At 75.0% G+C, this 10,850-nt stretch carries 10 protein-coding genes; 1 reads left to right on the top strand and 9 read right to left on the bottom strand.

The features are described 5' to 3' along the window. Positions 1-58: 58 nt before the first annotated feature. From AB0P35_RS12045 to eccB, 7 genes are all read right to left on the bottom strand, one after another. Positions 59-358 (bottom strand): hypothetical protein, encoded by a 300-nt coding sequence (locus AB0P35_RS12045; RefSeq protein WP_363509683.1) that lies wholly within the window; start codon positions 356-358, stop codon positions 59-61. Next, positions 351-800 carry a YbaB/EbfC family nucleoid-associated protein gene (locus tag AB0P35_RS12040; RefSeq protein ID WP_363509681.1) on the bottom strand — a complete coding sequence of 150 codons (450 nt, stop codon included), beginning with the start codon at positions 798-800 and terminating at the stop codon, positions 351-353. Before AB0P35_RS12040 ends, AB0P35_RS12045 begins: the two co-directional genes overlap by 8 nt. A 173-nt stretch (positions 801-973) precedes the next feature. Further along, a complete protein-coding gene (locus tag AB0P35_RS12035) occupies positions 974-3,235 on the bottom strand; it encodes a hypothetical protein (RefSeq protein WP_363509679.1) in 2,262 nt (753 codons plus the stop codon). A gap of 102 nt (positions 3,236-3,337) precedes the next feature. Further along, a complete protein-coding gene (locus AB0P35_RS12030; RefSeq protein ID WP_363509677.1) occupies positions 3,338-3,706 on the bottom strand; it encodes a hypothetical protein in 369 nt (122 codons plus the stop codon). Positions 3,707-3,717: 11 nt separating this feature from the next. Then, positions 3,718-4,020: a hypothetical protein gene (locus tag AB0P35_RS12025; protein ID WP_363509675.1), complete on the bottom strand. Its 303-nt coding sequence runs from the start codon at positions 4,018-4,020 to the stop codon at positions 3,718-3,720. Between the two features lie 37 nt (positions 4,021-4,057). Further along, entirely contained in the window at positions 4,058-4,384 is a 327-nt protein-coding gene (locus AB0P35_RS12020; RefSeq protein ID WP_363509673.1) for a hypothetical protein, read from the bottom strand. Positions 4,385-4,469: 85 nt separating this feature from the next. After that, on the bottom strand, positions 4,470-5,930 hold the full coding sequence (eccB, locus tag AB0P35_RS12015) for a type VII secretion protein EccB (RefSeq protein WP_363509671.1): 1,461 nt from the start codon (positions 5,928-5,930) through the stop codon (positions 4,470-4,472). 171 nt (positions 5,931-6,101) lie between these two features. Between eccB and AB0P35_RS12010 the strand changes: the two genes are divergently transcribed. Beyond that, complete coding sequence (locus AB0P35_RS12010; protein WP_363509669.1) at positions 6,102-8,843, top strand: hypothetical protein; 2,742 nt, start codon at positions 6,102-6,104, stop codon at positions 8,841-8,843. Positions 8,844-9,059: 216 nt separating this feature from the next. Here the strand turns inward: AB0P35_RS12010 and AB0P35_RS12005 are convergent, their stop codons facing one another. Both AB0P35_RS12005 and AB0P35_RS12000 read right to left on the bottom strand, forming a co-directional pair. Beyond that, complete coding sequence (locus tag AB0P35_RS12005) at positions 9,060-10,190, bottom strand: hypothetical protein (protein WP_363509667.1); 1,131 nt, start codon at positions 10,188-10,190, stop codon at positions 9,060-9,062. A gap of 132 nt (positions 10,191-10,322) precedes the next feature. Beyond that, a complete protein-coding gene (locus tag AB0P35_RS12000; protein ID WP_363509665.1) occupies positions 10,323-10,673 on the bottom strand; it encodes a hypothetical protein in 351 nt (116 codons plus the stop codon). Positions 10,674-10,850: the final 177 nt, after the last annotated feature.

The following is a 10,850-nucleotide window of genomic DNA, read 5'->3' as shown; positions in this document are numbered from 1 at the left end:
CCGCGGGTGGGGGCGGGGCTGGGACGGCTGCGGAGGCCGGGCCGGTCGAACGGTCCGGTCAGACCTGGTGCGTGGCGTCCTCTCCCGCGTTGTGCAGGATCCGCGAGCCCAGTCGGCCCGTGACACCGAGGCGCTCCACCTCGCTGCTCACCAGCGTGAACAGCTTGACCAGATCGACGGTCGGCCTGTCGACGTTCTCGTGGTACGTCTTGCCGATGTCGTCGTGTCCGGCCGAGTTCCGGTTGAACGCGTTGATCTCGACGCACCGGTTGCTGATGTCGGTGAGGATGTCCGCGAGCGGCCCGAACTTCTTGAACTTCTCTTCCAGGTCCCCGCTGACGCTCAGGTGCTCACCCACGGAACTCCTCCTGCCGGTCGTGCTTGCGCCGTTCCTCGGCGGCTGCCGCCTCGGCGTACCCGGGGCGCATCGCCTTCAGCGGCGCGAACAGCTCGTCGAGCTCGGTGCCCTCGGTCATCGAGGCCCGGAGGGCCTCGCCCAGGCCGCTGAACGCCGTCATCCTGGTGGCGATCCGCTCGCCGAGGTCGGCCCGGGCGGTGTTCAGCACCTCGGTGATCGCCGCCCCGAGCTCGGTCGGGGCCATCGTCCGGTACGCGTCGGTGTGGAACACCAGGGACACCACCTGGCCCTGCGCGCCGACCGTCGCGGTGACCAGCCGGTCCTTGGAGGTCGCCGAGGCAGTGGCCGCTTCCAGTTCCTTGGCCGCGGCAGCCATCCGGCTGTGCTGTTCGGCCATGGTCGCCATGGCCTGCTCGATCTGCTCGGCGTACGAGAACGTCATCCGTCCGTGCCTCCTGTCTCTTCCCGTGGTCCCCGCGGTGCGTCCCGGGTCGGGTTCCCGGGCCCGGGACGCACCGGCTCGTGGGGCCGTACGGTTCTCTCTACGGCCGGAGCCCGGACGGCGGTTCGACACCGCCCGGGCGGACCGGAGGGGCCGCGGACGGAACCGGTCCGTCAGCGACCGATGACGCCCGTCACCGCGCCCGAGTCGGTGCCCCAGACCTCCTCGTCCTCGGAGAGCCAGGTGGTGCGCTGCCGGTCCTTCTCGCCCTGGCCGGCCATCCCGGCACCGGCCCCGGCGCCCATCGGCGGCATCATCGGGCCGGTCATGCCGCCGGTGGTGCTGATGCCCCGGCCCGTCAGCTGGGCCTCCTGGGCCGCGGCAGCGGCGGCCGCCTCGGCCGCCGCCTCGGCCGTCGGCTTGACGCCCAGGGTCGAGGCCAACTGGCCGCCGATGCCGAGGCTCGCCGGGCCGGAGGCCACGCCGCCGACGGTCCGCGGGCCGGAGGACGCGCCGCCGGACCACCCGCCGAACAGGTCGGCCCCGGCTCCGCCCGAGCCTCCCGAGCCGAAGGAGACGCCGCTCCCACCGATCGCAGGGTTCCAACCACCCCCGCCGATGCCCGGGGCGAGGGCGTGCTCCTGGTCGGTGAGCAGTTGCTCGAACCGGGAGACCGGTCGCCCGTTCGCGTCCCGGACGGTGCCGTCCCCGGCGATGGTCCGGTCCTTGCCGAGCACCACCGGGTTGCCGTTGGAGTCCTTCACCAGCGTGCCGTCGGGGGCGGTGACCGTCCCGTCGTCGTTCCGCTTCGAGCCCGGCGGCACCTTGAAGGGCGTGTCCGTGCCCGTGCCGCCGGTCCCGCCGGTGGAACCGCCCGTGCCGGGCCGGCCCACGACGGTGCCCGGCGGCACGGTCCAGGGCTTGCCGTCCTTGTCGAGGAGCGGTTTGCCGTCCTTGTCGACCAGTTGGCCCTTGTCGTTGACGTGGGTGCCGGCCGGGACCATCTGCGGCTTGCCGTCCTTGCCGAGGAGCGGCTTGCCGTCCTTGTCGAGGAGCGGGACCTTGCCGGAGGTGTTGCCCCCGCCGATCCCTCCGATCCCGCCGATCCCACCTTTCCCGCCGCCGGTGCCGCCGCCGGTCCCGCCGCCGGTGCCGCCGGTCCCGCCGATCCCCGGGGGCCCCTTGACGTCGGTCTTCGACCCGTCGCCCTTGTCGTCCTTGCCGTCCGGGGTCTTGACCTTGTCCTTGGGCAGGTTGAGGTCGACCTTCGGGATCGGCATCAGGAGGTTGGCCGCCGCGTCGTAGGCGTCGGTCAGTTTCCGCCCGGCGGTGGTCGCGGCCGAGTCGAGGACCGTGACGACCCATTGGGTCCACTTCTCCTTCGCCTTGGCGTCCAGCTTGGTGACGAAGGCGTCCAGGCCCGCACTGTCGGCCGCGCCGTTCTTGCTGGACACCAGCGAGATCCCCGCGCCCGAGACCGTGGCGGAGTACGAGCCGGTCATGCTGGTGAGGACGGCACTGAGGTCCTTGACCAGCTCGGTGAACGCGTAGTGCACGCACGCGTACGGATTGGAATAGCTGCTCGTCAGTCCGTCGGCGCCGGTGTATTTCCAGTGCTCACCGTTGGCGTTGTCCCCGCTCTGGGTCACCAGTGTGTTCTTGTCGCCCGTCCAGACCTTGAAGCCGCTGTTGTACATGTACGTCAACTCGTCCCGCAGGGCGTCCCCGGCCTTGTGCAGCGTGTTGGCGACGGGATTGTCCGGGTACTTGTCCTTGGAGCCGGGCGCGGGTTGCGTCCTCGTGGCGAGCTTGGGCGGGCTCTGGTACGCGCTCTTGTCATGGCTGAGCCCGTAGTGCATTTGGATGAACTCGTTCTCCAGGCCGAAGAGGACCTCCCTGAACCGGCCGGCCGCAGAGCCCTGGAACTCGCTGTCCGGCTCACCCAGGTCGGTGTACCACTTGTTCACCACCACCCGCTCGTCCGCGAAGAAATTGTCGGCGGTGTAGATGGCCGCGGCGGCGTCCCACAGCGTCGAGGGGGCCGTGGAGTCGTTGCCGGAGCAGCTTCCCGAGATCGACGGGCCGAGGATCTTGTCCGGACTGGAGTTGAACAGTCCCCAGGGGGTCGGCGCGGTGTCGCCCGGATTGCCGTCCCAGAACGGCCAGTTGCAGGTGACACCCAGGATCGTGCTGTAGGCGACGCCACTCGTCACGTAGACCCACTCGGCCCACATGTCGTACCCGGCGTCGCCCTTCTTGTATCCGTCGTTCTTCTTGCGCTTCTCGTTTTGGGACTGCTCGTCCGTGATCAGGTAGTGGGCCTGTATCCAGGGGCTTCCGGTCACGTTCGCCCGCTTCGGAACACCGTCGGCCTGGTCCGACCCGGCGAACGCTTTCAGCAGATCGTCCCAGATGTAGTTCGTCTGGTCGGCCATGGTCTTCCTCCGGGAGGAGCGGAACGGGTTCTCGGTCGGCGGTGCGGCGCCGCGTCGGCGGGCCGTGCGGCCCTCCGACGCGGCGGCGGGGGGCTCCTGGGGTCAGGAGGGCGGCGTGCTCGTCGGGGCGATGCCGGTGAGCACGTCGTGGAAGACGTCCAGCACCTGGGTCTCCGAGAGGGCGTCGTCATTGCTCTCGTGCAGCGTCCGGCCGGCACTCAGCAGGTCGTCTGCGATGGTCTGGACCGTCGTGAAGACGGCTCCGATGCCGTCCTTCACACTCCCCGCGTAGGTGCTGTAGTTCACCTTCAGCGACTTGGCGGCCGTGAACAGGTCCTGGCCCGCCTTCAGCGCCTCCGGCGCCTTGGTCCAGTTCGTCTTCTCGCCCTGCACCTCACCCTCGAGTCTCTGCAGGTCCGCGACGCGGCCGTTCAGGTAGGAGAGCGTGATCTTGATGTTGTCGCCACTCATGCGCGGCCCCCTCAGTGGGCGATCTTCTTACCGGCCTCGTGATCGCCGTTGATCATGGTCTCGTGCATCCGCTCGAGCGTGGTCGCCGCGGAGTCGATGTCGTCCTTCATCTGCACGTCGTTCGCGGCCACGGCTGCGGAGAACTCGTGGAACGCGCCGGCCGCGACACCCTGGAAGTGCCCGTTGTCGATCACGCTCGTCAACCTCTGCATGAGCTCTTTGAGGTTGGTCTCCATCAGGGAGCCTGCCGCGCGCAGTTCCCTCGCGGCCTGCTCGACCGTCTCGTGGTGCAGGTGGATGGTGCCGAAGTCCATGGGAATTGTCCGATCCTTGTGTGTCCGTGAGGTGGCGTCAGTCGCCCTGCAGGCCGTAGTAGATGCCGTCGGCAGCGTGGGCGCGCGCGTCCTCCTCGGCCTGGTTGAGGATCGCGTTGGCACCCTGGGTGGACTGCATGAAGTGCTCGAAGGCGCCGATGACCTGCTGGTATCGGGTCATCCAGTCATCCAGCTTCCCCTGGTACGCGGTACTGGCGCTGGAGATGTAGCCCCCGGCGACCTCCTCCTTGATCCGCTCGACGGTGCGACCGGCGGTCACCATGTTCTCGATCTGGTGCTCCAGGTCGGCGAGGACCTGGCGGATCGCCTCGTCCTCCTTGGTCAACATGCCCGGGTCAACCATGGTGTGCTCCCTTCCCTGCACCCACCGGACGGAGGGCCCGGCGGGAATTCCTGTTCGACACAACGGCCCTGCGGCACACGCCGGTTCAGCCGCACGGAAGAACGGCCCGCGGCGCGGCCGTGGCGGCCGGCGTGGCACCCGTCCCGTCGCCGAGGGCGGCCGGGTCGAGGACGGGCCCGGACGGCAGCAGCCCGAGCACCGTCGCGGGCACGCCGACCGGGGTGGCACCGCCGTAGCCGAGCAGCTTCGCCACCGCCGGGGACGGCAGCGGGTAGCGCACCCCGGTCTCGGTGACCAGGTACTCCGTGCTGCCTGTCCCCGCACCGGACAGCGCCCGGACCAGGGCGCCGCGGCCCGGACGGACGGCGATCAGGTCCGCGGTCGTGCAGGCGCCCGCCGGGGTACCCGCCGGAACGGCCGGGGCGCGGCCCGCCTCGGCCCGTTCGGCGGGGAGCACGGTGACGCCGGTCGTCGGGGATCCGCTCCCGGCGTGCACATCGACGCAGACCCCCTCCCCCCGCTGCGGCACCACCAGAGCGGGCGGCCGGTCCGGGAGCCCTGCGCCGGGCGGGGCGCCGGGCGCGGTGTGCCCGGCGAGGTCCATCGCGCCGATCGGCGCGGCGGTCGGCGCGACGCCGCCGTAGGCGTCCTTCTGGGTCCGCAGGTCGCCGAGCACCAGCCCGTACAGGGTCGGGGTGAGCGGCACGAGACCACCGCGGGTGAGCAGGTAGTGGGCGCCGCCGGGCCCGTCGAAGAGCTGGCCGACCCGGGTCGGCCTCCCGCCCAGCGCGGGCCCCGCCTCGCCCCGTCCCGGGACGGGCGGCGCGGCGAGGTCCGGCCCGGCGGGCAGCGCGTCCAACAGGCCGGGCTTGACCGGCAGCGGGGTCGAGCCGCCGTAGCCGAGCGCCTGCAGCGCCTGGTTCCCGGTGTCGACCCGCAGGTGCTGGCCCTGCCAGAGCAGGTGCACGGAGCCGTCCGGCACGGACACCAGCAGCCCCTGGTCCCTGGTCAGGACCCGCCCCTCGGTGGACGGGTCCACCACGAGGCCCAGCCGGGGCACCGGCGTGCCGGACGGGCCCGGCCGGGCGGTGCCGCAGACCAGCCAGACGCCCCCCGCCAGGTCGGCCGGCTGCGGCAGGCCGTCCGGGGCACCGACGATGCCGATCGGCGCGCCGCGCGGGGCGTCCGCGAGCGAGCTCCGGCCGACCTGACGCACCGTCATCCGTTCGCCGGCCACCAGCCGGGCGCTGGCATCGTTCAGCACCGGGTGCAGCTGTCCGCCGACGTAGAGGTAGCGGGCACCCGTCTCCTCGACCACCACGAGGGTGCCGGACGTCGCCCAACCGTCGTTGCCCCCTGGGCTGATAACGCCGAACACGGCGACTCCCAGTCCGACCAGCACCGCCAGCGCCAGGCCCGTCATGGTGCCCCGCACGGTCCGCCCGTTGGGGGTGTCCGGTGCGTCGGGTTCCGCGCGCAGCATGCCCGCGGCCATCCTGCTGACCACGAACATGTGCGCCTGCACCTGGTCACGACGGGACTGCATCCGGTTCCTTCCCGGCCCACGGGGCGCGTTCTCGGCTTCACCGGACGCGCGTCCTGCACGTCCTCTCCCGAGTCACGGGCCGTGGGCGCCGCACGGTTCACCGGGCCCGCCCGGGTCGGTGCGGGCGGGCCCGGTGAACCCCGGGGCGGCCGGGGGCCGTAGAACCCGGCGATGAGTGCCTTCCGTTCCGGCTCCGCCACCGGCGACGCCCCGCAGCCCGACCCGCCCCGCCGACGGTTCGGCCGTCGACGCGGGGCGGCCGCCGCGCTGCCCGGCGGGACCGGCCCGGCGCCGGAGGTCGCGCGGCCGGAACCCACCGGGTCGGCGCACCGCTCCGAGCTGCGGGAGCTGGGGTCGCACGTCGTGATCGCCCCGGCCTCGGCCACCTACGACGACCTGTGGGCGGCGGTCGGGGTCCTGCGGCCGATCCCGGACAGCCTGGTGGTGGTGGCCGCCGCCGCCGACGCCGCGCCCGTGCTGCGCGACCGGATGGGCGAGCTCGGCGACCTCGCCCGGACCCGCGGCGCGAACGCCCTGGTGCTGGCCGCGTCCGGCCTGGCCGCGCTCGCCCCGAACGGCCGCCGCCCCGCCGAGGTGGTCGCCGCCCGGGCCGGGATCCCGGTGATCGCCCCCGACGGCCTGGTGGAGATCACTCCCGACGGCGACCTCGATGTGCTCGCCCCGGACGGCGCGTCCGGACCCGCCTCCTGGTGGTACTGCGCCCCCGACGCCGCCCCCCGCCGCGCCCGCCGGGCGGCCCGCGTGCCCACCGCGGTCCCCGCGCTCCGGTCCTCCGTCCCGCCGACCGTCCGGGTGCGCAGGCTGCCCGCCGGGTACTGGCTCACACACGTCGCGGCCCCCGCCCCCGACCCGCTGCCCGGACTCGCGATGGCCGCCGGTCCGCTGGGCAGCACCGTCCTGGTGGTCGGTACACCCGCCGCGCCCGTCCTGCTGCCCGAGGACTTCGTCGCCGCCGTCACCGCGCTGCCCGTCGCCCCCGACCGGCTGGTGGTCAGCGCCCCGTGGGCGGCCCCCGACGAACTCACCGCGCTCACCGCCGCGCTCACCACCCGGCTGGACCGGCCCGTGCACGCCTCGATCGGGGTGCCCATGGCCGGGGCCGCCGGTCCCACCTCGCGCGTCCTGGACGCCCAGGGGCACCCCCGCTGGGAGCCGTTCCTGCTGCGGCTCGCCGCCGTTCCCGGCGACGCCGTCGCCCCCGTCGCCTGGCGCAACGGCGGCGCCGACTGGCGCACCGAACAGCCCGCCGTCTTCGCCGCTTTCCCGCACTGGGCGCTAGAGGCCGTCCCGGCCGGCCTCTGGCTGCGCCCCGAACCGCCGCACGTGCTGACCCCGCGGTTCCGCCGGCCCGAGGCGACCCGTCCGCTGCTGATCGTCGGCGAACGCGACCGCCCGGTCGCCCCGGACGTGTTCGAGGAACTCGGCTGCCTCCTCGACCGGCTCCCCGCCGTCGGGGTGCACGGCTTCGGCCTGCTCGTCCACGGCCTGCTCGACCCGGCCGCCGTCCCCGTCGCCCGCTTCGTCGCCCGCACCCACGACCTCGACTGGCTCGGCCCCGAACAGCCCGTCGGCGCCCCGCCCCACCCCGTGCCCGTCCGCTACGGCGCCGTCGCGCCGCCGCCACCGCCCGTCCGGCACCAGCACCGGCCCGTGCCCCCGCCGGCCACGGCCCCGCCCGTCCGGACCTCCACCTCCGCGGCGACCGGACCCGAGGCCGTCGCACCGATCGGCCCGCCCGCCCGCACCACGGCCTCCGGCGGCCCCGGCCTCCCCGCCCTCGGCGCCACGTCCTCGCCGGAGACCGGGGAGCCCACCGCGACCGCCTCCGCCGGCTCCCCGTCACGGCCGGCCGCCGAACCGGCCCGACCGGCCAACGCCCCGGCGGAGTCCTCGTGGACCGGAGCGCCACCGGCATCCGCGCCCCCGTGGGCCGACGCGCCGTCAATCCCCTCGCCCGGCACCGCCCCTGTTCCTCCGCCCGACGAGCAGCCCGAGCCCGGCGCACGACCCTGGCCCGACCCGGTGTCCGCGCCCCCGCTCGGGGGCACCCCGGGCGCTTCCGCGTCAGGCAAGTCCGTGCCGCGCCTGCTCCGGCCCGAGGACCTTTCCGCACCCGCACCCACCGGGGTCAGCACCGTCGAGGACCGGGACGCCGTCCGGGCGCTGCTCGGCGAGCACTACCGCCGGTGCTCGGGGAGGGTGGAACAGCTTTCGACCCGGCTCCCCGGCCTGCGGTTCACCACCGGGGACGACATCACACCGGACCTGGCGGCCGTCCTGCTACACCACACCGACGCGGGCGTTCCGGCCCACCGGGACGAACTGGTCGCGGCGGCCCGCTCCGGCGACCCCCGGCTCGCGCCGTTCCTGCGCTGCCTGGGCTCCGGGCTGCGTCGGCTGCCGAGCCACCACGGCGCGGTCCTGCTCACGGCCCCGCCCGGGCCGGATCGGGACGACCTGCTGGCGCAGTACCGGGTGGGGCAGCAGCTGACCGAGCCCGGACCGGTCACCGGCCTGACCACAGCCGCCGCCGAACTTCCGGGTTCCCCGGTGGAGTTCGTGATCTGGTCGGTCACCGGCCGGCGCACCTCCGCGTTCGCGGTCGGCCCGGAGGAGACCCGGGTCACCTTCCCCCCGGCCACCGCGTTCACCGTCCTCGAGGTCCTGCCGACCGCCGACCCGGCGGACGGGCCCGCACGGGTGCTGCTGCGCGAGTCCGGCGGCACGAACGCCGATCCGGCCGGGCGCGACCGCGCCACCCTGACCCGTCTGCACTCCTGGCTGGACCGCCGCGACCGGCTGAGCACGGCCGAACGCCGAACGATCGAGCACCCCGGCCGCTTCCACCTCACGCCGGGGGTGGAGCTCTGCCCCGCACCGGCTCCCGGGTAGTCCCGTCCCGGCTGCCGACGGCGGACCCGGACAGCACCCGGCGACCGCCCCGACCCCATCGGACTCACAGGCTCGGCCCCACGCCCGGGTCACAACCTTCGGGACGCAGCCGTTCTGACGTCAGGTCAGGAGTATCGCCCGTGGGGCCGCCGGGTCACGGAGCCCGACAACCACGGCGCGCCCGCTGCGGTCGGCCTCGCCCCGGCGGCCCGCCGCTCAGCCGACCGCTCCGCCCGGCGGGCCCGACACCCAGACCTCCGAGCGGCCGAGCTCGACGGTTCGCGCCGTCGGCCCCGTGGCCTCCTCCGCCGCCGACAGGCGCCCGGCCGCCGGCAGAACACCGCGCGCCGCCCTGCGCCGACCGGGCTCCACGGCCCGCTCCGCGGGGCCGCTGCTCGCGGTGCGCCGCGCACCGGGGGCCTCCCGCTGCGGCCGGCCGCCGGCCGTCTCGGACTCCTCGTCCTCGACGTCCCAGAGCGCGGGCGTCCGGCGCTCCTCCGGCTCCGGGGCATCGCGTTCCGCCTCCCGGGACGCGGGCGCACGGCGCGGCGCACGCGACGGCTCCCCGGCGGCGGCCGCGCGGCGCGGTGCCGACCCCGCGCCCGCGTCGTGCCCGGCCAAGGCGTCGAGGACGGTCTCCTGTTCGGTGGCCTGCCGCGCCTCCACGCCGCGCATCAGGCCGAGAGGCCGGCTGAGGGCCGGGCCCTGCTTCGGGCGGATCGCCCGGACCTCCCCCGGTCCGAGCATCGACTCCGGCACCGGGGCCAACTCCCAGCCTTCGGGGACCGGGGGCTGCTCGGGCCGCCGGTGCACCGCCCCCGCGGTCGGGGTCTCCTGCTGCTCCGCCCGCCACTCCCGTTCCTCCCGGCGCCCGCCCGCCCCGGCCCTCGGCCCGGCCACCGGCTCCGTCCCGCGCCGCCCACCGTCCGCCGACGGCTCCCGGCGCCCGGCGCCGAGCGTCCCCGACTCCGGCTCCCACCCCCAGCACCGCGCAGCACCGCCTCCGCCGCCACCGGGCGTCGAATCGCTGGAGGTCCGCACCACGGGCCTGGTGGCCGGCGCCGGTGGCGGGGCGACCCGGGTCGGGGTGTCGAGGCGGTGGAAGTGCAGGGTGAGGCCGTGGCTGCGGACGGTTCCGGCCCTGGTGTCCTGCCAGGGGGACGGCTGCCAGCCCGTGCCGGGGGCGAGGTGTTCCGGCGTCAGGTGCCATTCGGCGGCGGCGGGGACGTCCAGGACCGCACCGACCCGGCCGGGCAGGATCCAGGTGCCGCGAGGGGTGCGGGCGACCGCGCGCCGCTCCTGTCCGGTGTCGGTGCCGAGCACCGTGATCCGCCACGCTCCGCTCATCCGCAGCAAGGCTGCCTCCCCGAGTCCGCGCGGGGCGGACGGTCCGGCCCCGCTACCTGCTCGACGGACCGCCGGACATCCGGGGTTCAGCCCGGCCCGGGGCGTGGGCCGGGCCGCCCGGCACGCGCCGGCTCATCGTGACAGCTCGGCCACCAGCTCCTGGACGCCGTCCTCGCCGAAGCGGTGGACCAGCAGCGCCACCCACCGCACCGCGTCAGCCCGTTCCGGGGCCGTCCAGTGCACGGCGGACGGGTGCTCGTCGACCACCAGTGCCTCGGCCAGCGCGCTGAGCGCGGGCGGCGCCGCCGACGGCGACCCGTCGAACCCGCGCAGGGCCAGCCGGCGGGCCGCCTCGGCGACCTCGGCACCGGTGGCGGGCGGCACCGGCAGCGCGCCGCCGCCGTCCTCGTCCGCGCAGGGTCCGACCCCGGACGGCTCCGGGACCTCCTCCGCCGCCAGCCAGGACCCGATCAGTGCGCGCATCGCCTGCTCCCCCTCATGCCCCCAGGATGCCAGCACCGCCGCCGGCCATCACCACCGTTCCTGTCGACGAGAACGGCCGCGCCCCGTCCGGCGTTCATCCGGTGGCGAACCACCCGGGCGTCCGGCCGGCCCGCCGCCGAGGGGGACGGCCGCTCTGCCGGTGGCGAATCCGCCCCG

This window comes from Kitasatospora sp. NPDC085879, assembly GCF_040686255.1.
Classification (GTDB): domain Bacteria; phylum Actinomycetota; class Actinomycetes; order Streptomycetales; family Streptomycetaceae; genus Kitasatospora.
This window is presented reverse-complemented; position numbering and strand designations above follow the sequence as displayed.